The sequence below is a fragment of the Gilliamella sp. CG25 genome, assembly GCF_046635705.1.
GTDB classification, from domain to species: Bacteria; Pseudomonadota; Gammaproteobacteria; order Enterobacterales; family Orbaceae; genus Gilliamella; species Gilliamella apicola_I.
In genome coordinates this window covers 145,748-170,744 of sequence record NZ_JBIDFJ010000001.1, presented here as the reverse complement: position 1 = coordinate 170,744, position 24,997 = coordinate 145,748, and the positions used below count along the sequence as shown (strand labels likewise).

The window sequence follows — 24,997 nt, the reverse complement described above, 5'->3', positions numbered from 1 at the left end:
TCCGACGTCATTTGTGATTTGATTATACACTTAAATTATCAGATTCCCAAATAACTCATCTAATGAATAATTAGCATAGAGATAAATGATATAATGAGTATTCCTATTGCACTGTATAAAATTCGTTCTCGTTTTTTTCGACACGTTAGTTCGTGATTAATCTGTCTAATTTGATGATTCATCTGTTTTGTCATGCGTGCGTAATCATTAAGTTTTGCAGGCAGTTCGGGCAAGAGCGTTCGCCATTGTGGTAATGAAGCCCATGCTTGCTGAATAATTGTTTTAGCACTATATTTGTCTTCATACCATTTTTCTAAGAATGGTTTAGCGGTTTGCCATAAATCGAGTTCTGGATATAGTTGACGCCCCAAACCTTCAATATAAAATAGCGTTTTTTGCAACAAGATTAATTGTGGTTGAATTTCCATTTCAAATCGTCTGGCAACATCAAATAATTTTAGTAAAATTTGTGAGAATGAGATTTCAGCCAACGGTTTTGCAAATGCAGGTTCACATACGTTGCGCATAGCCATTTCAAAAGCAATCGGATCGGTAGATTCAGGAACCCAACCCGATGCAATATAGGTTTCAGCTATTTTGCGATAATCTTGATTAAAAAAGGCAAGGAAATTTTCAGCAAGATAGTACTGATCATCTTCTGTTAAAATTCCAATAATAGCGCAATCAATTCCAATGTAACGGGGGTTTTGTGGCTCGGTAATGTCAACAAAAATATTGCCCGGATGCATATCAGCATGGAAAAAATTATCTTTGAAAACCTGCGTGAAAAAAGCTTGAACACCTCGTTCAGCAAGTAACTTCATATCAATGTTGTGTTGTTTAAGTGTTTGGCTATCACCAATTGGCACACCTTTAATGCGTTCCTCAACTAAGATGTTTTCTCGACAGAGTTCTTGATAAATGTAAGGTATATATAATATGTTGCTATTAATAAAATTGTCACGTAAGCGTATGGTATTATAAGCTTCTTGTTTTAAGTCTAACTCTTTCATTAAGGTAAGTTCATAATCACGTACGATTTCAATTGCTCGTAACTTTGCACCGAACTTAATGCGTTTAGTAAACTGTTTGGCAAGCCAATACATTAAGCCAATATCCGCTTTTATGACTGGTATAATGTTAGGACGCAATACTTTAATGACAATTTCAGCTTGGCTGCGTTTTAATATGGCTGTATGAACTTGTGCAATCGATGCCGATGCCAATGGTTGTTCATCAAAATCTGAAAAATAATGATCAATTGGCTGACCTAGTGCTTTTTCGATTAATTGTTTTGCCACCTTCCCGTCAAAAGGATCAACTTGGTCTTGTAATTTAGCTAAACTGTCTGCAATATCTTTAGAAAGCACATCTCGACGAGTTGATATCATTTGACCAAATTTTATCCAGACTGGCCCAAGCTCTTGCAATGCTTGACGTAATCGCTCGCCAATTTCTTCATGTTTTGCTTTCGGCCTTATCCAAAATAAACATGATATTAAAATTGGTAACCACTTTGAAAATCGATTAGTTGGCAATAATTCATTTAATTGATATGCACGAAAAACGGTTAATATTTTATAGAGTCTGAAAAATGTCATTAGATTTCATCGCTTAAAATTTAAAACCAGTATGTAACGCCACAATACCACCTGTCATGTTGTGATATTTGACATCTACAAATCCTGCATCTTCCATCATTTTTTTCAATGTTTTTTGATCAGGATGCATCCGAATTGATTCGGCTAAATAACGGTAACTGTCAGCATCATTCGCAATAACTTTGCCCATTAACGGTAACATAGTAAATGAATAAAGATCATAAGCTTTATTTAAAATTGGGTATTGCGGTTTGGAAAATTCAAGAATTAATAAACGACCACCAGGTTTTAATACTCGCCACATGGATTGTAACGCTTTATTTTTGTCAGTCACATTACGTAGACCAAAAGAAATGGTAATACAGTCAAAAAAATTGTCCGCAAAAGGTAACTCTTCAGCGTTAGCTTGCACATATTCAATATTTTTGAATAATCCTTTGTCTCGAAGCTTTTCGCGTCCAACTTTTAACATGGATTCATTGATATCAGCGAGCACCACTAATCCGTCATCGCCGACTAATTGTGAGAATTTTGCAGTTAAATCTCCAGTGCCACCAGCAAGATCTAATACTTTTTGACCTTTACGCACACTGCTATATTCAATGGTAATTTTTTTCCAAATACGATGAATACCAAATGACATTAAATCATTCATTACATCATATTTGTCGGCAACGGAATGAAAGACATCCGCAACACGTTTTACTTTATCTTGTTTTAAAACTTGCGTAAAACCAAAATCTATTTTTTCTTGATTATCGTTATTTTGTTTGTCAGAAGATTGAGACATAAAATTTACCCATCACAAAGATTTAGGCTATTTTAGCATAAGCCAGAATAAAAGTGATGAACTAAATCAACAACCTTTCGACCATATTGGATACGGTTTCAAAATATTCTAATGATGAAAGATTTGGGTCAAAATCTTTTTCATGGATGACCAAATCAAAATGATAATTTTCTTTTAATGCGTTTAAAACTTGATGTTCTTTATCAAACACTTGCTGATAATAATGTGCTAACGTATCAAAATCGATTGAAGCAAACAGTAATTTATTAGCCTGTACTTCAGCACTCGATATCCGTTCAACATGTAACATTGCAATTTTAAGGTAATCAGCCTCACTCAAATAACGCTTATTATGTGAGTTTGTTAATTCCCGCTCGATATAATTAATATAGCCATTTGATACGTATTGCGTGTTATAAATATTAGCGAGCTGTATTGGGAGTTCTTTAAATATTCCTTGTCCTATAATCGCCACTTTTCTGACAAAAAAAGGCTTGGCAGCTTGTGCAATAAAAGACCAATTTTGGTAGGGGTTTTCGCGTATTTGAGTAGCACTAATATTTATAAAGTTGCGATCAGCATCAATAATAATTGCTGGGCAACCGAAATAAAGCTCATGATTTTTTATATCTTGAGGTTCACTGGTAAATATAACCGTTGGTTTGATTTTATATTCATTCAAAATAAGTTTGACACGATCACTCCAGTCTTTCCAGCCATTTGGATAAGACTGGATTCCAGCTTCATCTAAAACATGAATATGAATATTATGACGGTCTTTGAAGGTTTCTTTCAGCCATGTGAATCGATCACTGACTTTAGGTTGTTTTGATAAATGGCTTTTGTCAAACAGTTGTTGATCACGTGATGGTTCACAACCAAGAAAAATATGTAATTCATTGACCTGACTCATCGCTTTTTCAATTAAATATATATGTCCACTATGTAGAGGATAAAACTTACCAAAAATTAAACCAACTTTATGTTTAGACTCCATACCGCTTACCAATGCATTTAAAACTTGTTAACAATCTACAGAAAAAATATTCATTTTCTAACCAATTGATGCTATTTAACATATACTCTATTTTATCAAATCCCATTAACCTTTATAGGTATTAATGTTTTGAGCAAAAATAAAGTAATCATATTTTTTAATTATAATGTTGATAATAAGATACCTGTAGCAACAGAAATATTTAGTGCCGCCATATTATCATTACCGTGTAAATGTACAACTACATCTGCACATTCTACCAGTTTTCGATTAATTTGTTGAAAAATAACGATAGCGACTTTTTTATTGAATTTAATTTGGTGTAATTCACTCGATTTAATTGACTTAACCGGGCATGGTAATAAGGCAACAATCTGATAATCATGTTGTTTTAATCGTTCAAGCGAAGCAACAAAGTCATCACTTTTTATAGACTCAATCGCTTCGATTCCCCCTTCGGCAATACGCATTGCTGCGCCACTATTGAGTAAATTAGTCTGACGCAATATGACCCCGTTTACACCATAAAATGCGGCACTTCGAATAATTCCACCTAAGTTATGGGGATTATTCACATCATCAATTGCTAAAACACAATCTTGGTTTTTGCCACTATTTTTTTCGAGGTAATCGACTAATGTAAGTGGTATACGTTTTTTAACAATTAAACAGATCCCACCATGATGCTCCGTTTGGGTTATTTTCGCAATTTGTTCAACCGATACGACATCATAGCCTAAACGTTGATTGACTAACCAGCTAATTAAATCTTTAAACTGATAGGTCATATCTTGAGTAATAAATAATTTGACGATTGCTGAGCGTCGATGTTTGAAAACAGCTTTACAACTGTTTTCACTATAAACGAGGGTTTCTTCTTTACGTTGACGATATTCATCATAACCATAAGTAGGCGTTTGCTCATTATCACGAACTTTTTTCTGCCATGGGGAATCATGCTCGACAAATTGACCATACTTAAAATTTGATTCTAAATTACGATTCAGTTTTTCTGTCCCGGGTTTATTGGTTTTAGGTTTAAATACTTCTATACGGTCATTTACTGATTGTCTAATTTTGGTTTTAGACTGAAATGAATCTTTTTTAAAATTGTCTTTACGACCCGTCATTTTCTGCTGAGTTGAGCGAGAACGTTTCTGAGGTTCACTGTTCTTCGCATAAAAAATGGTTGGTTTATTTTTTTCAGAATTGTTGTTCATTTCAATCTCACTTTTGGTCAGTTATCGTGTACGAATGGTTGGAGCTATTTTATCTAATACACCGTTAACAAATTTGTGGCTATCAGCAGCACCAAACGTTTTTGTTAGATCGATTGCTTCATTAATCACGACTTTGTACGGTACATCTTGGCGTTTGGTTAATTCATATAGCGCAATTCGCAATATTGCTAATTCAATTAGACCTAGCTCTTCAACTGTACGTTCAGTGAGGTATGGCGCCATTTTATCATCTAACTCTGCTGTATTTTTACCCACCCCATTTAAGAGTTCTCGAAAATACTTGGAGTCAACGCCTTTCATATCTTGTTCTGCAATAAAACTGGTCTCAACATCGGCAAGATCATTTCGGGAAACTTGCCAAGAGTATATTGCTTGTACCGCACACTCTCTTGCTCGACGACGAGGATTGACTGATGCCACTAACTTACTCCTTAATTGCTTTAATAACGTTTAGCATTTCAAGCGCAGTTAATGCTGCTTCAGCACCTTTATTACCCGCTTTTGTGCCTGCACGTTCAATAGCTTGTTCTATAGATTCAGTTGTTAAAATACCAAATCCAACTGGGATCGAATAATCTAGGCTTGCACTTAATAAACCAGAACTTGATTCGCCAGCAACAAAATCAAAATGCGCCGTACTACCTCGAATCACGGTTCCTAATGCAACTATTGCATCATATTTTTTGGATTGTGCTGCAACTTTTGCCGCTAGTGGGATCTCATAAGCACCAGGTACCCAAATGACTGTAATGTTTTTATCATCGACTTGCCCAATACGTTTTAATGCATCGGTAGCGCCATTAACAAGACTATCATTTATAAAATGATTAAAACGTGCCACAATAATGGCAACTTTTGCTTTTGGTGCGATAACTTTAGCTTCAATAGTTTGCATACTAATTCCTTATCAATTGATTTTTAAATGCAATTTCACTATCTTTATTCGTGAAAAAATAACTGCCAAATTGTATCACAAACTGCAGATTTCTCCTATTAGCAAATAGCGCTACGAGCAAGATCTTTACATCAAATATCTAAAAATAAGACTGTACTATTTTTAAAAATAATTTAATTAAGCTCATATTGTAGATAATCAATTTAGAATAATTGATGTTTTAAGACTGATCACTCATTTTAGTTTTTATTTTCAAGACGATGTTTTAATTGACCAGTCATGAAAAATAAAAAAATGAATGAGAATTAAATTTATTTTTTAGTACTTGCAAGCTATTTTGAAAGAATTACAATGGTGGCTAAATTTTTTATGAGGGTAAGATTAATGTATATTGATAATATTCGAAATGAGTTAAATGAAGCAGCTGATGTGTTAAATAAATTTATTTCAGATGATAAAAATTTAGAACATATTCAGCAAGCCGCTATATTATTGGCTGATTCGTTCAAACATGGTGGTAAAGTGCTATCATGTGGGAATGGCGGTTCTCACTGTGATGCTATGCATTTTGCAGAAGAGTTAACAGGACGTTATCGCAACAATCGCCCTGCTTATCCTGCAATAGCGATATCTGATGTTAGTCATATTTCGTGTGTAGGTAATGATTTTGGGTTTGATTCGATTTTTTCTCGGTATATCGAGGGTGTAGGTCAAAAAGGTGATGTACTACTAGGTATTTCTACCTCAGGTAACTCTGCTAATGTGCTAAAAGCAATTGAAGCAGCAAAACAAAAAGGGATGAAAGTGATTACGTTAACCGGTAAAGATGGCGGTAAAATGCATGGTCTTGCTGATGTGGATATTCGAGTTCCCCATTTTGGTTATGCTGATCGTGTTCAAGAAATTCATATTAAAGTGATTCACATTTTAATCATGCTAATCGAAAAAGAGATGAGCAAGTAAATGTGCGAATTATTGGGCATGAGTGCGAATGTGCCAACAGATATCTGTTTTAGTTTCACCAGTTTAGTCAAACGTGGTGGTGATAAGGGCCCGCATAAAGATGGGTGGGGTATTACTTTTTATGAAGGTAAGGGGTGCCGTACATTTAAAGATCCTGAACCTTGCAGTTATTCGCCTATTGCCAAACTTGTTCAACAGTATCCAATAAAGTCAAAAGCAGTCATAGCCCACATTCGCCAAGCAAATCGAGGAGGCGTAGCACTTGAAAATACGCATCCTTTTACGCGTGAGTTATGGGGAAAAAATTGGACTTTTGCCCATAACGGGCAGCTAACAGGTTATGAAGATCTTGATATGGGGATATTTGAACCTGTAGGTCTGACTGATAGTGAATATGCATTTTGTTATCTCATTAATCAACTTCACAAGAAATATCCGCAAAAACCCAGTAATGATCTGGAAGTATTCAGCTATATTAAGCAATGCGCTGACAAACTAAGCCAACTTGGGGTATTTAATATGTTACTCTCTGACGGTCAATATGTTTTTGCTTATTGTTCAACTGACTTACATTGGATAACACGTAAAGCACCTTTCGGAAAAGCAAAACTTCTTGACGAAGATGTTGAAATTGATTTTCAAAAACACACTACGCCTAATGATATCGTCACAATCATTTCAACGTTGCCATTAACTTCTAATGAAACATGGTACAAGCTGAATACTGGAGAAGCGATTTTATTTAATAAAGGGGAAATTAATCCGTTTTCTTCATTTTAACTCACAATATTGAAACTTTATTTTAAATTAATACTGTAGAAAGCCGACAACTGTCAATTCGATTAGTATTAAAATTATTAAAGTTGCATACCAAAATCCGATTTTTATATCGAGCAACTTATATAAATAAACGGCGATAGGTATAAGCCAACAAACTTCGCCATAGCCAATTCGAATTAATTCAATCCCACGCAATAGTTTTACTTTTAAATTACTCTGATTTGTTGTTCAACATTCTCTTACAGGCTTGGCAATAAAAATACCTCATTTAAACAATGCAATTAAAAGTGGTACTACCAATAATGTTTTTGTAATACCAATAATCAGAATCCCAAAAGACATTAACAATAAAGCCGGCATGTTAGACCCTTTTTCTGTGGCAATATTTGCCCTTTCTGTTATGTAGTATTTGGGATTATATTGGCAATTATTTTAATCTTTCAGCTAAATAACCTTGATAGTCAGGAATTTCAATTTCTATTTCTTGCGTAAAAATGGAGGATTGAATCAGTGCATTAGCGGTTGCTTGATTAGTCGCAACCGGAATATTCCAGACCGTTGATAAACGAAGTAAAGCTTTGACATCAGGATCGTGTGGTACCGCATTGAGCGGGTCCCAAAAAAAGATAAGAATATCAATTTTTCCTTCGGCAATTAATGCGCCTATTTGTTGATCGCCACCCATAGGGCCACTAAGCATAGGTGTAATATTTAGACCTGTTTCTTGTTTAATTAATGTTCCCGTAGTTCCTGTACCACATAAATGATGATGAGAAAGCTCTTCTCGATTTTTTTTACACCAATTTAATAATGACTCTTTTAAGTGATCATGTGCGACTAAAGCAATATTTTTTTTGGCAGCTAACTGACGAGTGGTATAACGCATAATGTTGTCCTAATCTATTATTATTGCTGATGTTTTTAACAGAGTATCAATTAAAATTCAAGTTTTATTTGATTAAATTAGGGACAATAAAAAAGGCACCGAAGTGCCTTTCAAAAATATCAAATTGCAATTAATTAGAATTGATAGATTAAACCAAGTGCAACAGTATCTTTTGTTGTCGCTTTAATTTCTGATTTGCTAAATGTGCTGCTATCATATAATGCACGACGTGCACCGATATCATCTTTATCTAACAAGTTGATTTTATAATCTACAATAGCTTGTAAGTTTTTGTTGAATGCATAAGTTAAACCAACATCAACATATTTAACAAGGTCATTACCTTTAAGCCCTGCATCGCTAGAATAGCTAGAAGCATCTTTAACTTTGTGTTGGATATAAGCAACAGATGGAGTTAAACGACCAATATCGAAGTCGATTCCGTATTGAGCAACAATTTCAATACCTTTGGTTTTTAAGTCATCTGCATTGTGGTTAGATGATGCATTATCCCAACCATATTTTTGTTTACCTTGAATATATAGCGCAGCTAAATAAACATTGTCATTGTCGTATTTGATACCTGCTGACCATGCTTTAGCATTTTTGTGACCACTAGTTTGAGTGTAACCAGCACCAACAGATAAACCAGTATCAAGCACATCCCAATCGATAACAGAACCCCATGCTTCCGCACTATCATGACCGTTGTTACGATTCACTGCATTGAAATGGCTAGTTGAGCTGTTATCACCGTTATCAGCATATTGAACAGCAAAGCGTAAACCATCAACTAAACCGAATAGATCAGTATTACGATAAGTTGCTACAGCTTTAGTACGTGCAGATAATGCATAAAGATCATTATTTGAAGCATCACCACCAAATTCTGGTAAAACGTCTGTATAAGAAGTTAAAGTTTTTAGCACACCGTCATTACGACCATAATCGAATGAACCAAAATCACCAAAATTCAAACCAGCAAATGCATAACGAGTTTCGTTGTCAGCATTTTTACCAGTTTTAGCTTCGTATTCCCAACGTCCGTAACCAGATAACCAGTCAGTAACTTGAGTTTGACCTGACATACCTAAACGTGCAGTCGTTTTATCACCTTCGCCTGTTTGGTTGTTTCTGTCAGTAATATAGTTTAATGCATAAACTCGACCATAAAAATCGACTTTATTGCCGTCTTTATTCCACACTTCAATAGAAGCGTTTGCAGTACCTGCAATTAAAAGAGCAGGAATAGCGATTGCTAATAGATTACGTTTCATTTTGTTACCCTCATAGGTATTTATATTTTTAAAGATGCAAATTACTTTGCTCTCGGTTAATAAATAACTGCAAAATTAAGCAATTATATTATTACTGTGATATCTTGTATTAGATATAAGATTTCTGCTTACATTGCAGATAAACAATGCAAATAAGTAAATTTCTACGAAATTTAGTTTATTTTAGTACCTACAATAAATTTTTTTAAGCATAAAATGTTTTTTTGGGCGGGAATAAATTCAAAAGGCGATAAAAAAGACACCTAAGTGCCTTTTTTATAATTTAAGAAGAATTAGAATTGGTAGATTAAACCAACACCTAACACATCTTTTGTACCTGGAGTATTTGCTTTCTTATGACCACGATTATTAGTCGTATTCATCGCTGCACCAATGTCTTTATGGTCAAGTAGATTAAATTTATATTCTACGATAGCGCTGAAATTTTTGTTAAGATCATAAGTTGCACCTAAAGATACGTATTTAGCCATAGGTGAGCTATGAGATCCTGAACGGTAATGCGCTTTATTATCACCATCATAACCACTTGTTAGTTTATGTTGAACATAAGCTAAAGATGGAGTTAAACGACCTACATCTAATTCAATGCCATATTGAGCAACTAATTCGATACCTTTAACTTTTTCATCTGCAATATGACCTTTATGATCGATATAACGATTTTTTAACTTGCTTTGGAAATAGTTAGCAGCTAAATATAAATTATAGTTATCGTATTTAATACCAGTAGCCCAAGTATTGTGACGTTGATCACTTGAAGTTGATTGAGCATAACCAATACCTGCAGTTAAGCCTGTGTCAAAAATGTTCCATTGAACGTTTGTACCCCAAGCTTCTCTTGATTCACCACGAATATTATCTTTAGTAAGTGAGTTATCACCATTATCAGCATATTGTACAGCAAAGCTGATATCATCATTTAAACCAAAGAAGTTATTGTTACGGTAAGTTGCTACAGCTTTAGTACGAGCAGAAAGCACGTTCCAATTGTTGTTTGCAGCGTCACCACCAAATTCTGGTAATACGTCAGTATATGCAGTAATTGCTTTTAATACGCCATCATTACGACCATAATCAAATGAACCGAAGTCACCAAAATTTAATCCAGCAAATGCATAACGAACTTCGTTATCTGAATTTTTACCAGATTTAGCTTCATATTCCCAACGACCATAACCAGATAACCAATCTGTGATTTGAGTTTGACCTGACATACCTAAACGAGCAGAAGTATCGTCACCTTCATCTTTTTGACCACGATCAGTGATGTGGTTAGCTGCTTTTACACGACCGTAAAAGTCTACTTTATTACCATCTTTGTTCCAAACTTCAATAGATGCATTTGCGCTAGCTGCAACTAAAAGTGCAGGAATAGCGATTGCTAATAGATTACGTTTCATTTCTTACCCTCATGGTTATTTATTAAAAGACACTAACTGAAAAGTTTAGTGCCTATTTATGTACAATGATTATTCATCCAAAAATAATATTACTATTATTTTCTTCCACTTTTTACAGTAGTGTAAATTATGTATAAAAATTTTTTAAAAGCAAGTGAACTTTTCGTTAATTTTGATGTCTAACCCCAAAAACGAAACCGTTTGATTATAATTTATACATATTTGCTAATTATCACTAATTTGCGTTTTATCATAAACATCCAAAAATGTTTGTTTATTTATACCAGTTAAAAATTTGCATTTCGTGGCGTTCTTGGGAAAGGAATCACATCCCTTACGTTTTGTACGCCAGTGACATAAACAATTAAGCGCTCAAATCCAAGACCGAATCCAGAATGAGGAACAGTACCATATCGACGTAAATCACGGTACCACCAATAATCTTCTTTTTTAAGCCCCATTTCGTCCATGCGCTTATCTAACATATCTAAACGCTCTTCACGTTGCGATCCGCCAATGATTTCGCCAATGCCTGGCGCTAACACATCCATTGCAGCAACCGTTTTACCATCGTCATTCATACGCATATAAAATGCTTTAATATCTTTTGGATAATTTTTAACAACGACAGGCGCTTTAAAATGCTGTTCAGCTAAATAACGTTCATGCTCTGACGCTAAATCGATTCCCCAACTCACTGGATTTTCAAATTTGGCATCACAGTTTTGTAAAATAGTAATGGCATCGGTGTAATCAACTTGAGCAAAATCGGCATTAATAAAGTTTTCTAAACGATTGATTGCTTCTTTATCAATATGCTGAGCAAAAAATTGCATATCATCAGCACGTTTTTCAAGCACGGTTTTAAAGACATACTTCAACATATCTTCTGCAAGTTTTGCATTATCATTTAAATCAGCAAACGCAACTTCAGGTTCCATCATCCAAAATTCAGCTAAATGGCGTGTTGTATTGGAATTTTCAGCTCTAAAAGTTGGCCCAAAAGTATAAACTTTAGACAATGCACAAGCGTACGTTTCTGCATTTAATTGCCCTGACACCGTTAAAAAAGCTTCTTTTCCGAAGAAATCTTTATCAAAATCGACTTTCCCCTTGTCAGTTTTAGGTAGATTTAACATATCAAGGGTGGATACACGGAACATTTCACCTGCACCTTCAGTATCTGATGCGGTAATAATTGGCGTAGAAAGCCAAAAAAAGCCTCGTTCATCAAAAAATTGGTGAATGGCTTGCGCTAATGTATGACGTACACGAGTAATCGCGCCAACAATGTTGGTTCTTGCTCTTAAATGAGCAACTTCTCGTAAATATTCAATTGAATGACGTTTAGCAGCCATTGGGTAAGTTTCAGGATCATCAACAAATCCATAAACCTCAACTTGTGTTGCTTGTAGCTCGTATTTTTGTCCTTGTCCCGGAGATTCAACAACTTTACCTGTTACTTTAACTGAACAACCTGCCGTTAACCGTAAAATATCTTGTTCATAATTTGGTAGATCTTTTTCTATAACAGCTTGAATGGGATCAAAGCACGAACCATCATAAACAGCTAGAAATGAAATACCGGCTTTCGAATCACGGCGTGTTCTTACCCAGCCTTGAACAGAAATAGTGCTACCAACAGCAATTTTGCCTTGTAACACATCAACAATAGGAGCAACTGAATTCATTTTAATTATCCATCTCTATATTAATTAAGTTAAATAGTATTAAAAATAATACAAGTATATTCTAAATGCCACTTAGTTACCTAACTTTAGTCTCAGTTGGCATTAAATTAAATTTTTAAATAAAACATTTATAATTTGATTTACGTTTTTTATAAAAATAAGTTTAATGATTAACGTTAAACGTTCTTTTTAATTCCTTAATAAAAGCTAAATCTTGCGATATTGTCTTACCTGGACTGTCTGACAATTTTGCAACAGACTGATTATTGCATTGCGTCAATTTCAATACGATATTTAAGGCTTTGGTATTTGCTTCAGTAGACGGAATATCACACGCCAGAAAGCCCCCGATACCAAAAGACAATTTTACTCGATGATGAAAATGTTGATAAATCTTTATCGCTTTGTCAAAAGTTAAACTATCGGAAAATACTAACATTTTTGTTTTAGGATCAATCCCTAATTGTTGGTAATGGGCAATCGCCTTTTCACCCCATTCAATCGAATCACCCGAATCATGGCGTAATCCTTGATAGTGATTAGCAAAGTAAGTATCAAAATCACGCAAAAATGCGTCCATGGTAATACAGTCTGTTAGGGCTACCCCCAAATCTTGAGGATATTCCTCTAACCAAACTTTAAGCGCTGTTTTTTGGCAATCTTGCAAAGTTGGGGTTAATCGCTGATGAGCTTGAAACCATTCATGTGCTTGAGTACCAACAGGGGTAAGTCCTAGTCGATAAGCCAGTAAATAGTTACTGGTACTATGAAAATTGTCAAAATGGTTTTTTAGGTAATCGACAACAGCTGATTGTACGGCAAATGAGTAACGCCTTCGGGTTCCAAAATCCATTAAATTAAAGCCCGACATATCCATATTTGCAGTTTGCTCGTTAAATCTTGTCAATTTATTTTTGAGTTGGGCTATAGCTTCCGACACGCCAATATTAGGAGAACGATCTCTATGTGCTATTTCGCTAATAACTGCCAGTAATGGGACTTCCCATAAAATTACATCCAGCCACTTTCCTTCAATTCTTATATCAAGTCTTCCTTCTTGATTAGTTATCGTCAATAATTGACTATTAAAACGCCAATTCTTGAGCCAGTTTAAATAATCAGATTTAAAAAAGGAGATGCCAGATAGATATTGAAATTCATCATCGGAAAGCGTTAATGATTCCATTAATTTGACTTGATGTTTTATTTCATCAGCATATTGACCTAATAAATCATCACTTCTACAACGAAACTCCGCAACGACAGTGGTATCTGGGTAATGATGAAAAACGGCTTGCTGCATATGCAACTTATAAGCATCAGTATCTAAGATTGATGTAATTATAGCTGGTAACATGTCTTTTTGTTGTTAATACTCTAAAAAAATTCTAGAGATTATAGCAGAATAATATTGAAGATATAGATTAAATATATAATAACCTATCTTCATTAGGCTATAATATTAATAACAAACCAGATTAAATAATATAACTTAACTATACTCAAAAGAATTAATTAAACATCACCAATAACGATAAGTGCAGTTGTGAAAATCATGCAATATTTATCGAATTTTAATTATTTATAAAAATAAAAGGCACAATAACTATGACAACGAATAATACCAAAACACAACCAACTGCAAAGTATCGACTGGACTATAAAGCACCCGATTTTACCATTACGGATATCGATCTTGATTTTAACTTATCCGCAGAAATCACAACAGTCACGGCTCGAAGCCATATTATACAAAAAAATGCTAAAGCCTCAGACTTAGTTTTAGATGGAGAAGACTTAACATTAATCGCTATCAATATCGATGAACAGCCTTGGCAGGATTATCACATTACCAACTCAGGCATTATTATTCATAATGTTCCATCAGATGAATTTACACTAACCATTGTCAATGAAATAAAACCGATTGATAACACTGCACTAGAAGGATTGTATGTTTCTGGAGAAGCACTTTGTACACAATGTGAAGCTGAAGGTTTTCGTCATATCACATACTATTTAGATAGACCCGATGTTTTAGCGCGTTTTTCAACTCGTATTACCGCCAATAAACAACAATACCCATATCTGCTTTCTAATGGTAACCGCATTGCACAAGGAGAACTTTCAGACGGTCGTCATTGGGTACAATGGCAAGATCCATTTCCTAAACCCGCCTACTTGTTTGCATTGGTTGCCGGAGATTTTGATATTCTTAAAGATCAGTTTATAACTCGTTCAAACCGTAAAGTTGATCTGGAGATTTATGTTGATAAAGGCAATTTAGATCGTTCACATTGGGCAATGACCAGTTTAAAAAATGCTATGCGCTGGGATGAAACTCGTTTTGGATTAGAATATGACTTAGATATTTTTATGATTGTTGCCGTTGACTTTTTTAATATGGGCGCAATGGAAAACAAAGGTCTGAATATTTTCAACTCAAAATATGTTCTTGCCAAACCAGAAACGGCTACTGATGATGATTATTTAGGTATCGAAAGTGTTATTGGTCACGAATACTTTCATAATTGGACAGGTAATCGTGTTACTTGTCGTGATTGGTTTCAACTTAGCTTAAAAGAAGGTTTGACGGTTTTTCGTGATCAAGAGTTTAGCGCAGATATGGGCTCTAGAGCCGTTAAGCGAATTGATGATGTTAAAATCTTACGTAGTGTCCAATTTGCTGAAGATGCAAGTCCGATGTCCCATCCTATTCGTCCTGATCAAGTCATAGAAATGAATAATTTCTATACGGTAACTGTGTACGAAAAAGGGGCTGAAGTGATACGAATGATGCATACCTTGTTAGGCGAAGATAAGTTTCAAGCTGGCATGAAACGCTATTTTGAACGTCATGACGGAAGTGCAGCAACTTGCGATGACTTTGTCGCTGCGATGCAAGATGCTTCAGGCATTGATTTAACACAATTCAAATTATGGTACAGCCAATCAGGTACACCAGAATTAACCATTACAGATAGCTATGATGAAAAAAGCAAACACTATTATTTAACTATCGAACAAAACACGCCTGCAACCTTAGATCAAGCTGAAAAGAAAGCTTTGCATATACCTGTTGATATTGAATTATATCAACATAACGGCGAAATCATTAAACTTGAGCATAACCAACTGCCAATTCATCACGTTTTAAATTTAACACAAGCAAAACAACAATTTGTTTTCGATAACGTGAATGAAAAACCGATTATTTCATTATTACGTGATTTTTCTGCACCGGTAAAAATGACCTATGATTATCAAGATAGTGATTTGATTTTTTTGATGCAACATGCAACCAATGCTTTTAGTCGTTATGATGCTGCGCAAATGCTATTAATTAAATATATTCGGGAAAATGTTAGAAATTATCAAGATAATCGACAACTAAGCCTTCCTGATTCAGTTATCGATGCATTTAGAGCAATATTATTATCCGAATCAACAGATCCCTCTCTCATTGCCCAAATCATCACTTTACCTTCGGAAAATGAACTAGCCAATTTATTTAGTGTCGTTGACCCAATAGCCATCTATCAAGTCCGCCTGTTTTTATTAACGTGTTTTGGTAATGCACTTTATGATGAATTAACCGCAGTTTACCGTCACAATAAAATCGAAAATTATCGGATTGAACATGAAGATATTGCTAAACGCTCATTAAAAAATGCCTGTTTAATGCTTTTAGCCCATGCCGATGAGAAATCACAAGCAAATCATCTAGTTCATCAACAATATTATCAAGCAGATAATATGACAGATACCATCGCTGCATTAACAGTTGCTGTTAAAGCTCAGCTTGATTGTCATCAAGAACTTCTAGCCGATTTTGATAATAAATGGCATCAAGACGGATTAGTGATGGATAAGTGGTTAGCTTTAAATGCATCGAGTCCAGAAAAAAATGTACTTTCAACAGTGAAAAAACTTTTAACTCATCGATCCTTTTCGCTCAGTAATCCCAATCGGATTCGCGCTTTAATCGGTGCTTTTGTTAATAATAATCCTGTAGCTTTCCATGCAACTGATGGGAGTGGATATCAATTTTTAGTCGAAATATTAATGGAATTAAATCAAAAAAATCCGCAGGTTGCGGCAAGATTGATCGATCCATTAATCAGATTGAAACGTTATGACCAACAACGTCAACAACAAATGCGTCAAGCACTTGAAACCTTATTAAAACTGGATCATTTATCAAAAGACTTATATGAAAAAATTAGCAAAGCTTTAGCTGCATAATACTCAACACATCATCCTGTTTTCCTCGAACGGGATGATGTTAAAATTATTTGAAACTTGATATGTTTTTGCTTTATATTCAGACACAAATAAAACATCCAACTTTTTAACATTATTTAACAGTATTTGGAATCATGATCAACATAAAATCTATTACACCGACAGAACTTGCAGAAAAATTAAATCAGAAACATCCTCTGTTTTTACTTGATGTACGAGAATCTAATGAAGTAGCAATATGCCGCCTTGAAAATTCCGTCCATATTCCAATGAATCTTATCCCACTTTATTTAGATAAAATACCCGATGAAATCGACATTGTACTTTACTGTCACCACGGAGTACGTAGCCTAAATGTAGCCAACTATTTAGCTGAAAATGGTTTTGATACTGATTATCTTTATAATCTTAGTGGTGGGATTGATGCTTGGGCATTAACCGTTGATACGCAAATGCCAAGATATTAAATACCCACCTTCACAACGGGCACATTTAGGATTTTATTCTTGTGGCATCACCCAATAACCATTTTGATTGTGAGCTTGCATATAATCCTTAAATTGTTGGGATTGATAAATACGTTTGACATCCTGCGCCCATTGACTGTTTTCATTACCTTCATTCACCACAACCATAATTTCTAAATCGGGGACAATGGTTTCCAAAAGCAATGCTTTGCTTGAATCAATGTTGGCCGAATAAACAATACTCCCCGGAATGACAGCAAAATCAAGCTCATTAAGAACTCTTGGAATATTTGCCGAATCCATTTCGATAATATCAATGCCCACTAAGTTTTCAGCGATATCATTTTTACTCGCTAAAATGGGATTAGTATTCGCTTTCAATTTAATCCATCCTGCTTTTTCAAGTAAATTATAAGACCGTGCAGCATTTGAAGCATCTTGAGGAATCGCCACTTTAGCCCCTGAAAAAACCTTATCTAATGATTGATACTTATTAGAGAAAATCGCCGCGGGTACCGATGGCACATGCACAACTGGCTTTAAATTAGCTTTGCGTTGGGCATTAAATACATTCATATAAGCAGTATGCTGTGCAACGGTTAAATCAATGCTTCCTTCACTCAATGCCACATCTGATTCTAATAAATGTGGAAAATTAACCAATTTAACTTTATATCCTTCTGATTCAAGAATAGGTTTTACCGCGTCTCTAAAAAGATCATTATACGGACCAGGTGATACCCCCATACTAATCTCTTTTTTGGTTTGATTATTGGCTGATTGAGAGGAATTATCGCAAGCACTCATTAAACATGCAGAACTAAATAAAGCCACAATAGCAATATGTTGTAAAAATTTATGTTTGATAAAACCATTTTTCATTTGAGTTACCCTTTATCGGCTATCGACATTTGTTTTACTCTAGCACAGAAATAATGGTTTATTTATTCCAAGTTATTCTATCTTATAACTTTTTGGAATAAGATATAAAAAACGATTATTAGGTTGAAAAATTAAGCTGTGCTAACGTTAAAAACATCTCATAATCATTTGGATATATTATGCATCAACCCATTGCACAAACTATTCATCAGCTTTTTGTTACATTACATCAAAATCCTGAGCTTTCAAATCAAGAATTCGAAACGACTAAAATATTGAAAACGTATTTAGAAAAAGCAAACATTAAAATAATAGAATTAGGTGCTAAAACGGGGGTCATTGCCGAAATTGGAACAGGCTCCCCTATTCTGGCTTTACGAGCTGATATTGATGCATTACCCATCCATGAACAAACAAATTGTGATTATCGTTCCCAAAATAAAAATGTTATGCACGCTTGTGGGCATGATGTACATGCATCAATTTTAATGGGAGCGGCTTATCTTTTAAAAGAACACGAAAAAGATTTAACAGGTACCATTCGTTTACTATTCCAACCTGCGGAAGAAAACTTTAGTGGAGCTCTACAGTTTATCAAAATTGGGGCATTAAAAGGGGTCGATGCCATACTCGGTTTACACAACAACCCTAATTTAACCATTAATCAAATGGCATCACGAGCTGGCCCTTTTTCTGCAAATGTCGATCGCATTGAAATTACCATAACCGGTGTTGGAGCACATGCAGCAAGACCTGAATCGGGTATTGATCCTATTGTTATTGGTGCACAAATTGTAAACGCCATACAAACTATTTCAAGTCGTTCTGTAAGTGGTCTTGATGCTGTAATTGTCAGCATTACTAAATTTGAAGGTGGAAATACTTGGAATGTGATACCTGAAAAGGTTGAAATGGAAGGCACGGTAAGGACCCTTACACCGCAAATCAGAGCTAAAGTCAAACAACAGTTAAGGTCTATTATTGAACATATTGCTATTGCAATGGGCGCAAAAGCTGAATTAAAATGGTTCAAAGGCCCTCCATCAATCATAAATGTAGAAAAATGGGTCGAGCTTGCAAAAAATATTGCGAGACAAGAGGGTTATGAAATCATTGATTTTCAACCTCAATTAGGCGGTGAAGATTTTGCCCATTATTTACATCATGTACCGGGCGCATTTATTAATCTTGGTTCTCAAAGCCCTTATGCACTTCACCACCCTAAATTTCAAATTAATCCTGACATGATAATACCTGCAGCAAACTATTTAGCTAAACTTGCCAAACAAGCGCTTATCCAAATAGACCAAAGTTAATAGGGACGCAAGAATGATTAGATTTGAAAATGTATCCAAGCAATATGAGCGAAACGGCATCACCACTCAAGCCTTAGACAAGATCAACTTAACCATTGATAAAGGGGATATTTTTGGCATCATTGGTTATAGTGGTGCAGGCAAAAGCACCTTAGTTCGTTTAATTAATTACCTTGAAAAACCGACACAAGGTCAAGTGATCGTACAAAATCAAATTTTAAATCAACTATCCAGTTCTGATTTACGCCAAGTTAGGCGAAAGATCGGCATGATATTTCAGCACTTTAATTTACTTGAATCAAAAACCGTTTATGAAAATATTGCTATTCCTTTAATTCTAATCAAAAAAGATAAACATACAATTAAACAAAAAGTAAATGAATTATTAGAATTTGTTGGATTAAGTGACAAAGCAGATAGTTATCCTAAAGAGCTGTCTGGCGGACAAAAACAGCGAATCGGCATAGCAAGAGCGTTAGCTAACGATCCGGATATTTTACTTTGTGATGAAGCAACTTCAGCGCTTGATCCTCAAACTACACGAGCAATCTTAGATTTAATCAAAAAAATCAATGAAAAATATAAAATAACGGTAGTGTTAATCACGCACGAAATGCATGTTATTGAACAAATTTGTCATAAGGTAGCCGTAATGGAAAAAGGTAAAATTATTGAACAAGGCAACGTGCTTGATGTATTTGGACACCCACAACACCAAACAACTCGAAATTTTGTCAATTCAGTCATTAGCAATCAAATTCCAAAGGGTGTCGTTGAAAATTTGTTAGAAGTAGAAGGTAAAAAAGACAATATTAAACTATTTAAACTTGAATTTTTAGGACGTTCAGCCTCAGAACCCGTTATCAATTCGCTTATTTTAAAACAAATTATTGTGGTTAACATTTTATTTGCCCATATGTCAGAAATTGAAAAAACAGTTTTAGGCAGTATGTTTATTCAGTTAAAAGGTAACGATAGCAATATCCAAGAAGCCGTACAATTCCTTCGAGAACATGGCGTACAAGTTACTGAAATAAACCGCTGGGAGGAAAACTAAATGCAAATTTTCACCGATATCCTTGAATATTTCAAAGCTAATATTTCAACCACCGTGACAGTTGAGCAATTTATCCAAGCGAGTTATGAAACATTTTATATGGTGTTTTTCGCTTTAATATTGGGTTCATTAATTGGTATTTCACTCGGTGTTTGTTTAGTGACAACTCGCCCAGGAGGATTGCTTGAAAATAATCGAATATATCGGATTATGAATCCTATTATTAATTTAGTTCGTTCGCTACCTTTTATTATTTTACTAGTGGCAATTGTCCCTTTTACTAAATTTATTGTGGGTAGTTCGATTGGTACAACAGCAGCTATCGTGCCTTTAACATTTTATGTCGCCCCTTACATTGCTCGCTTAGTTGAAAATTCTTTACTTGAAGTAAACAGTGGCATTATTGAAGCCGCTGAATCAATGGGGGCAACACCAATCCAGATCATTTGGTACTTTATATTACCTGAAGCATTTAGTTCATTGATTTTAACCCTAACCACTGCCACTATCGGCTTAATTGGAGCGACAGCAATGGCGGGTGCAGTTGGCGCAGGCGGTATTGGTGACTTAGCCATTTCATATGGTTATCAACGTTTTGATACCACAGTTACCTATATTTGCGTGGTCATTTTAGTTATTGTGATTCAATTGGTGCAAAGCACAGGTAATTTTTTAGCTCGCAAAGCAAGGCATGAATAAATCAGAATATGTGATTATTATTTGAACCGATTAGAAACGCAGCTTAATGCCAGACTAAAAAATGATTTAACACGCTAAAAACCTCATTTAGTTTTTTTGACTATTACAAATCAAGATTCAGTGATTTTTAATTAAAAAATGCTTTTTACCTTAAGTATTACCATAATATAAGGATTGACAATATGTTTTATCGATTTCTTTATTTGCCATTATCAAGTAAAATAACGTTAATTTTAATTAATTAAGGTAGTGTAGGAATCATAGTGACTGACTCATTACAGCAAAATTTGGTTGAAATTCATGATATGTCATTTTATCGAGGAACAAGACCAATTTATAAAAATATGAGCTTGAATGTCCCAAAAGGCAAAGTGACAGCGATTATGGGGCCTTCAGGTATTGGTAAAACCACGCTACTGCGTCTAATCGGTGGTCAATTAAAACCTCAATCAGGAAAAATATTATTCGATGGTGAAGATATTCCAAGTATGTCTCGCGCCCGACTCTATGAAGTTAGAAAACGCATGAGCATGCTATTCCAATCTGGCGCACTATTTACCGATCTTTCTGTTTTTGATAATGTTGCCTACCCGATTCGTGAACACCTTGATTTACCTGAGCCTGTATTACATAATTTAGTATTGATGAAACTCCAGTCTGTTGGTCTTCGAGGCGCCGCCCGTATGATGCCGTCAGAATTATCCGGAGGTATGGCAAGGCGAGCTGCGCTAGCCAGAGCCATTGCCCTTGACCCTGACTTAATTATGTTTGATGAACCTTTTGCCGGTCAAGACCCAATCTCAATGGGCGTCATTGTTAAATTAATCTCAGAAATCAATCAATCGCTTGGATTAACCTGTATTGTTGTCAGTCATGATGTGAATGAAGTCCTTAGTATTGCGGACTATGCTTACATCGTTGCTGAACAACACATTATTGCAGGCGGAACATCACAGCAATTACGCGAAAATGACGACTTGCGTGTAAAACAATTTCTAGAAGGCTTAGCTGATGGACCAGTCCCTTTTCATTATCCCGCTGATGACTATAAATTAGACCTAAGCCGAGGTATATAACATATGTTTAATTTACTTGAAAGATTGGGAAAATGGTTAATTAATCTTATCGCTTTAATGGGGCGTTCAGGGATGATGCTTTTTGGAGCACTCATTGGACGTCCACAATTTGCGAAACAGTTCCCATTACTGGTCAAACAATTTTATTTTGTTGGCGTACAATCTTTAACGATTATTATTGTATCCGGACTTTTTATTGGTATGGTGCTTGCACTACAAGGTTATTTTATCTTAACCACATTTGGTGCTGAGGCAAGTTTAGGTATGATGGTTGCGCTCGCTTTATTGCGTGAACTAGGTCCTGTTGTTGCTGGATTATTATTTGCTGGACGTGCCGGCTCGGCGTTAACAGCTGAAATTGGTCTCATGAAAGCTACCGAACAACTATCAAGCATGGAAATGATGGCAGTCGATCCATTACGGCGTATTATTGCACCCCGTTTCTGGGCTGGATTTTTCTCTATGCCGTTTTTAACGGCTATTTTTGTCGCGGTTGGTATTTTAGGTGGTGTATTAGTTGGCGTTGATTGGAAAGGTATTGATGCAGGATTTTTTTGGTCTTCCATTCAAAGTAATGTTGACTGGTGGCATGATTTAGGCAACTGTTTTGTAAAAAGTTTTGCCTTTGCAATTGCCAGTACTTGGATTGCACTTTTTAATGGTTACGATTGCGTACCAACATCTGAAGGAATTAGTCGAGCAACTACCAATACAGTTGTTTATTCATCATTAGTTATTTTGGGGTTAGATTTTATTTTAACCGCATTAATGTTTAGTCATTGAGGTCATTAAACATGAGTCGTAAAGTCGAAATTACAGTTGGATTATTCATGGTACTAGTCATTTGCTCAGTACTATTTTTATGTTTTCGCGTTACCGATCCTACATCTTTTACTAGCCATAATTCATATCGAGTATACGCCGTATTTGACAATATTGGCGGATTAAAAGTTAGATCACCAATCAAAATTGGTGGGGTGGTAATTGGTCGAATAACCAATATTAGCTTAACATCATCAGGAAGTGATATTTATAAACCGTATGTAACAATGGATATCGATAGTCAGTACAATAAAATTCCAAGCTCCAGCTCACTATCAATCAAAACCTCAGGAATTTTAGGTGAACAATTTATTGATATCAATTTGGGGTTAGATCAATCGACCGAATTCGCCATTGACGCATTAGATGCCCCTGATGCCACTAATACAACGGCTCAAAAAAATGACAAACCACCTTATTTTCAAGAAGGATTTGTTGTTAGCAATACTAAACCAGCAATGGTGTTAGAAGATTTAATTGGTCAGTTTCTTTATAGTATGGGTGATTCATCAAATAAAGAAAAGAAACAAAATACGCAAGATACAAATGAACAGTAAGGAGTTGTCATTATGTTAACCAAATTTAAGCAAACTATTTTTTTAATTTTCGCTTTAGCAGTTAGTATGTCAGCTTTTGCTGAAAATAATCCTTATGATGAAATGCAAGTGGCCGCTGACAAAATTTTTAGTACCATGAAAGCACAACAATCAGCAATCAAATCAAATCCTAATTTGCTCAAAGATATTGTGAGATCTGACCTATTGCCTTATGTACAAGTCAAATATGCGGGTGCGCTAATTCTAGGCAACGCCTATAAAGATGCGACCGATGCGCAACGTACAGCCTATTTTAATGCTTTTGAAAACTATCTCGTTCAAGCTTTTGCGCAAGCATTATCTATGTATAATGGGCAATCTTACCAAGTTGAAAAAGCGAAAGATTTAACTGGAAAAACATTAATTTCTATTCGAGTATTATTAAATCAACCAGACAAAGGTCAACAACCATTACGTATTGATTTTCAATGGCGAAAGAACTCGGTGACGGGTGAATGGAAAGCTTACGATTTAATTGCCGAAGGGGTAAGTATGATTACTACCAAGCAAAATGAATGGTCAACTATTTTAAGACAAAATGGTATTGATGCATTAACGAAGCAATTAAATGATCTTTCCAATCGTAAAATAGACCCGAATCAAAAACCTAAAGGTTAACTTAACATGTCACGAATCACAACCGAAAAGCAACAAGATATATTATATCTAAAGGGTGAGCTTGATGCTCACTCCTTAAGTGATATATGGTCAATACAAAATACACTATTAAAAGAGGTGAAAAAAATTGATGTGGCACAGCTGATTCGTGTTGACTCTTCGGGACTTGCCACACTTGTCTATTTTTGTAATAAATATAATGTTACTTTAGACAGTGTGAATCCTCAGTTACTTACTTTAATTGCGCTTTATGATTTACAACCAGTGATACTAAAATAAGTTACGCTCATCTTTAATCAAAAGACAAATTAAGATAATATGAATAATATTCAACATAAAATCACAAAAAATAATGAGTTTTAATAATGGACAAACAGCAAATAATAGATAAATTAAAAAGTTCACTTAATCTTGAGGAAGTGCATGTCATGACTAATGATGGTAGTCATTTTCAGGTCATTGCTATTGGTGAATTATTTGCAGATCTAAGCAGAGTTAAAAAGCAACAAGTTATTTATGCTCCTCTCGCAGAATTTATTAATGATAACCGTATTCATGCCTTATCAATTAAAACTTATACTCCAACAGAATGGCAACGTGAGCGGAAATTAATGGGATTATAGCGCCCTCTTCATCAAAACTAAATGAACGGCTATTTCCATAACCTGATGTTCTAT

25 protein-coding genes are annotated in these 24,997 nt (G+C 35.0%); 13 read left to right on the top strand and 12 right to left on the bottom strand.

The features are described from left to right. Positions 1-59: 59 nt before the first annotated feature. The 6 genes from ubiB to ribE form a co-directional block, all read right to left on the bottom strand. Positions 60-1,601, bottom strand: a complete 1,542-nt coding sequence (gene ubiB / locus ACGH6P_RS00765) for a ubiquinone biosynthesis regulatory protein kinase UbiB (protein WP_411596487.1) — start codon at positions 1,599-1,601, stop codon at positions 60-62. Between the two features lie 13 nt (positions 1,602-1,614). Then, the gene (ubiE, locus tag ACGH6P_RS00760) at positions 1,615-2,391 is read right to left on the bottom strand and encodes a bifunctional demethylmenaquinone methyltransferase/2-methoxy-6-polyprenyl-1,4-benzoquinol methylase UbiE (RefSeq protein WP_220216630.1); all 777 of its coding nucleotides are present in this window, start codon (positions 2,389-2,391) and stop codon (positions 1,615-1,617) included. A 61-nt stretch (positions 2,392-2,452) separates the two neighbouring features. Further along, positions 2,453-3,388 carry a multifunctional transcriptional regulator/nicotinamide-nucleotide adenylyltransferase/ribosylnicotinamide kinase NadR gene (gene nadR / locus ACGH6P_RS00755; RefSeq protein WP_267352310.1) on the bottom strand — a complete coding sequence of 312 codons (936 nt, stop codon included), beginning with the start codon at positions 3,386-3,388 and terminating at the stop codon, positions 2,453-2,455. A 161-nt stretch (positions 3,389-3,549) separates the two neighbouring features. Then, a complete protein-coding gene (locus ACGH6P_RS00750; protein WP_267352311.1) occupies positions 3,550-4,608 on the bottom strand; it encodes a TrmH family RNA methyltransferase in 1,059 nt (352 codons plus the stop codon). Between the two features lie 21 nt (positions 4,609-4,629). Further along, positions 4,630-5,049 carry a transcription antitermination factor NusB gene (gene nusB, locus ACGH6P_RS00745; protein ID WP_065558858.1) on the bottom strand — a complete coding sequence of 140 codons (420 nt, stop codon included), beginning with the start codon at positions 5,047-5,049 and terminating at the stop codon, positions 4,630-4,632. Between the two features lie 4 nt (positions 5,050-5,053). Beyond that, entirely contained in the window at positions 5,054-5,524 is a 471-nt protein-coding gene (ribE, locus tag ACGH6P_RS00740; protein ID WP_411589901.1) for a 6,7-dimethyl-8-ribityllumazine synthase, read from the bottom strand. Positions 5,525-5,908: 384 nt separating this feature from the next. Between ribE and lpcA the strand changes: the two genes are divergently transcribed. Next, the gene (gene lpcA / locus ACGH6P_RS00735; protein WP_267352312.1) at positions 5,909-6,487 is read left to right on the top strand and encodes a D-sedoheptulose 7-phosphate isomerase; all 579 of its coding nucleotides are present in this window, start codon (positions 5,909-5,911) and stop codon (positions 6,485-6,487) included. Further along, positions 6,488-7,267, top strand: a complete 780-nt coding sequence (locus ACGH6P_RS00730) for a class II glutamine amidotransferase (RefSeq protein ID WP_267352313.1) — start codon at positions 6,488-6,490, stop codon at positions 7,265-7,267. Positions 7,268-7,694: 427 nt separating this feature from the next. Here the strand turns inward: ACGH6P_RS00730 and ACGH6P_RS00725 are convergent, their stop codons facing one another. From ACGH6P_RS00725 to pncB, 5 genes are all read right to left on the bottom strand, one after another. Then, positions 7,695-8,153 (bottom strand): methylglyoxal synthase, encoded by a 459-nt coding sequence (locus ACGH6P_RS00725; protein WP_267352314.1) that lies wholly within the window; start codon positions 8,151-8,153, stop codon positions 7,695-7,697. A gap of 134 nt (positions 8,154-8,287) precedes the next feature. Next, positions 8,288-9,430, bottom strand: coding sequence for a porin (locus ACGH6P_RS00720; protein WP_267352315.1), 1,143 nt, complete (start codon positions 9,428-9,430; stop codon positions 8,288-8,290). Between the two features lie 293 nt (positions 9,431-9,723). Then, positions 9,724-10,851: a porin gene (locus ACGH6P_RS00715; RefSeq protein ID WP_267352316.1), complete on the bottom strand. Its 1,128-nt coding sequence runs from the start codon at positions 10,849-10,851 to the stop codon at positions 9,724-9,726. A gap of 287 nt (positions 10,852-11,138) precedes the next feature. After that, complete coding sequence (gene asnS, locus ACGH6P_RS00710; RefSeq protein ID WP_065558865.1) at positions 11,139-12,542, bottom strand: asparagine--tRNA ligase; 1,404 nt, start codon at positions 12,540-12,542, stop codon at positions 11,139-11,141. Between the two features lie 163 nt (positions 12,543-12,705). Then, positions 12,706-13,899, bottom strand: coding sequence for a nicotinate phosphoribosyltransferase (gene pncB / locus ACGH6P_RS00705; RefSeq protein WP_411596486.1), 1,194 nt, complete (start codon positions 13,897-13,899; stop codon positions 12,706-12,708). Positions 13,900-14,150: 251 nt separating this feature from the next. Here pncB and pepN point away from each other — a divergent pair, with 251 nt between their 5' ends. Continuing rightward, positions 14,151-16,787 carry an aminopeptidase N gene (gene pepN / locus ACGH6P_RS00700; protein ID WP_411596485.1) on the top strand — a complete coding sequence of 879 codons (2,637 nt, stop codon included), beginning with the start codon at positions 14,151-14,153 and terminating at the stop codon, positions 16,785-16,787. 137 nt (positions 16,788-16,924) lie between these two features. Next, positions 16,925-17,254, top strand: coding sequence for a rhodanese-like domain-containing protein (locus ACGH6P_RS00695; RefSeq protein ID WP_411596546.1), 330 nt, complete (start codon positions 16,925-16,927; stop codon positions 17,252-17,254). Positions 17,255-17,287: 33 nt separating this feature from the next. Here ACGH6P_RS00695 and ACGH6P_RS00690 read toward each other — a convergent pair whose 3' ends face one another. Next, a complete protein-coding gene (locus ACGH6P_RS00690; protein WP_411596484.1) occupies positions 17,288-18,136 on the bottom strand; it encodes a MetQ/NlpA family ABC transporter substrate-binding protein in 849 nt (282 codons plus the stop codon). 179 nt (positions 18,137-18,315) lie between these two features. Here ACGH6P_RS00690 and ACGH6P_RS00685 point away from each other — a divergent pair, with 179 nt between their 5' ends. From ACGH6P_RS00685 to ACGH6P_RS00645, 9 genes are all read left to right on the top strand, one after another. Continuing rightward, positions 18,316-19,452: an amidohydrolase gene (locus ACGH6P_RS00685; RefSeq protein WP_411596483.1), complete on the top strand. Its 1,137-nt coding sequence runs from the start codon at positions 18,316-18,318 to the stop codon at positions 19,450-19,452. Positions 19,453-19,465: 13 nt separating this feature from the next. Continuing rightward, on the top strand, positions 19,466-20,509 hold the full coding sequence (locus tag ACGH6P_RS00680; protein ID WP_411596482.1) for a methionine ABC transporter ATP-binding protein: 1,044 nt from the start codon (positions 19,466-19,468) through the stop codon (positions 20,507-20,509). After that, complete coding sequence (locus ACGH6P_RS00675) at positions 20,510-21,208, top strand: methionine ABC transporter permease (protein ID WP_267352323.1); 699 nt, start codon at positions 20,510-20,512, stop codon at positions 21,206-21,208. Between the two features lie 263 nt (positions 21,209-21,471). Beyond that, the gene (mlaF, locus tag ACGH6P_RS00670) at positions 21,472-22,284 is read left to right on the top strand and encodes a phospholipid ABC transporter ATP-binding protein MlaF (protein WP_267352324.1); all 813 of its coding nucleotides are present in this window, start codon (positions 21,472-21,474) and stop codon (positions 22,282-22,284) included. Positions 22,285-22,287: 3 nt separating this feature from the next. Continuing rightward, entirely contained in the window at positions 22,288-23,067 is a 780-nt protein-coding gene (gene mlaE, locus ACGH6P_RS00665) for a lipid asymmetry maintenance ABC transporter permease subunit MlaE (RefSeq protein ID WP_065558871.1), read from the top strand. 11 nt (positions 23,068-23,078) lie between these two features. After that, entirely contained in the window at positions 23,079-23,663 is a 585-nt protein-coding gene (mlaD, locus tag ACGH6P_RS00660) for an outer membrane lipid asymmetry maintenance protein MlaD (protein WP_267352325.1), read from the top strand. Between the two features lie 12 nt (positions 23,664-23,675). Further along, positions 23,676-24,320 carry a phospholipid-binding protein MlaC gene (gene mlaC, locus ACGH6P_RS00655; protein ID WP_065558873.1) on the top strand — a complete coding sequence of 215 codons (645 nt, stop codon included), beginning with the start codon at positions 23,676-23,678 and terminating at the stop codon, positions 24,318-24,320. Between the two features lie 6 nt (positions 24,321-24,326). After that, positions 24,327-24,599, top strand: coding sequence for an STAS domain-containing protein (locus tag ACGH6P_RS00650; protein WP_065558874.1), 273 nt, complete (start codon positions 24,327-24,329; stop codon positions 24,597-24,599). Between the two features lie 86 nt (positions 24,600-24,685). Then, the gene (locus ACGH6P_RS00645) at positions 24,686-24,943 is read left to right on the top strand and encodes a BolA family protein (protein ID WP_065558875.1); all 258 of its coding nucleotides are present in this window, start codon (positions 24,686-24,688) and stop codon (positions 24,941-24,943) included. Positions 24,944-24,997 lie beyond the last annotated feature (54 nt).

Excerpts from the sequence above, each read along its gene's own strand:
- ubiB (WP_411596487.1), bottom strand. The coding sequence starts at position 1,601 with ATGACATTTTTCAGACTCTATAAAATATTAACCGTTTTTCGTGCATAT.
- ubiE (WP_220216630.1), bottom strand. The coding sequence starts at position 2,391 with ATGTCTCAATCTTCTGACAAACAAAATAACGATAATCAAGAAAAAATA.
- nadR (WP_267352310.1), bottom strand. The coding sequence starts at position 3,388 with ATGGAGTCTAAACATAAAGTTGGTTTAATTTTTGGTAAGTTTTATCCT.
- ACGH6P_RS00750 (WP_267352311.1), bottom strand. The coding sequence starts at position 4,608 with ATGAACAACAATTCTGAAAAAAATAAACCAACCATTTTTTATGCGAAG.
- ribE (WP_411589901.1), bottom strand. The coding sequence starts at position 5,524 with ATGCAAACTATTGAAGCTAAAGTTATCGCACCAAAAGCAAAAGTTGCC.
- lpcA (WP_267352312.1), top strand. The coding sequence starts at position 5,909 with ATGTATATTGATAATATTCGAAATGAGTTAAATGAAGCAGCTGATGTG.
- ACGH6P_RS00730 (WP_267352313.1), top strand. The coding sequence starts at position 6,488 with ATGTGCGAATTATTGGGCATGAGTGCGAATGTGCCAACAGATATCTGT.
- ACGH6P_RS00725 (WP_267352314.1), bottom strand. The coding sequence starts at position 8,153 with ATGCGTTATACCACTCGTCAGTTAGCTGCCAAAAAAAATATTGCTTTA.
- ACGH6P_RS00720 (WP_267352315.1), bottom strand. The coding sequence starts at position 9,430 with ATGAAACGTAATCTATTAGCAATCGCTATTCCTGCTCTTTTAATTGCA.
- ACGH6P_RS00715 (WP_267352316.1), bottom strand. The coding sequence starts at position 10,851 with ATGAAACGTAATCTATTAGCAATCGCTATTCCTGCACTTTTAGTTGCA.
- asnS (WP_065558865.1), bottom strand. The coding sequence starts at position 12,542 with ATGAATTCAGTTGCTCCTATTGTTGATGTGTTACAAGGCAAAATTGCT.
- pncB (WP_411596486.1), bottom strand. The coding sequence starts at position 13,899 with ATGTTACCAGCTATAATTACATCAATCTTAGATACTGATGCTTATAAG.
- pepN (WP_411596485.1), top strand. The coding sequence starts at position 14,151 with ATGACAACGAATAATACCAAAACACAACCAACTGCAAAGTATCGACTG.
- ACGH6P_RS00690 (WP_411596484.1), bottom strand. The coding sequence starts at position 18,136 with ATGAAAAATGGTTTTATCAAACATAAATTTTTACAACATATTGCTATT.
- ACGH6P_RS00685 (WP_411596483.1), top strand. The coding sequence starts at position 18,316 with ATGCATCAACCCATTGCACAAACTATTCATCAGCTTTTTGTTACATTA.
- ACGH6P_RS00680 (WP_411596482.1), top strand. The coding sequence starts at position 19,466 with ATGATTAGATTTGAAAATGTATCCAAGCAATATGAGCGAAACGGCATC.
- ACGH6P_RS00675 (WP_267352323.1), top strand. The coding sequence starts at position 20,510 with ATGCAAATTTTCACCGATATCCTTGAATATTTCAAAGCTAATATTTCA.
- mlaE (WP_065558871.1), top strand. The coding sequence starts at position 22,288 with ATGTTTAATTTACTTGAAAGATTGGGAAAATGGTTAATTAATCTTATC.
- mlaD (WP_267352325.1), top strand. The coding sequence starts at position 23,079 with ATGAGTCGTAAAGTCGAAATTACAGTTGGATTATTCATGGTACTAGTC.
- mlaC (WP_065558873.1), top strand. The coding sequence starts at position 23,676 with ATGTTAACCAAATTTAAGCAAACTATTTTTTTAATTTTCGCTTTAGCA.
- ACGH6P_RS00650 (WP_065558874.1), top strand. The coding sequence starts at position 24,327 with ATGTCACGAATCACAACCGAAAAGCAACAAGATATATTATATCTAAAG.
- ACGH6P_RS00645 (WP_065558875.1), top strand. The coding sequence starts at position 24,686 with ATGGACAAACAGCAAATAATAGATAAATTAAAAAGTTCACTTAATCTT.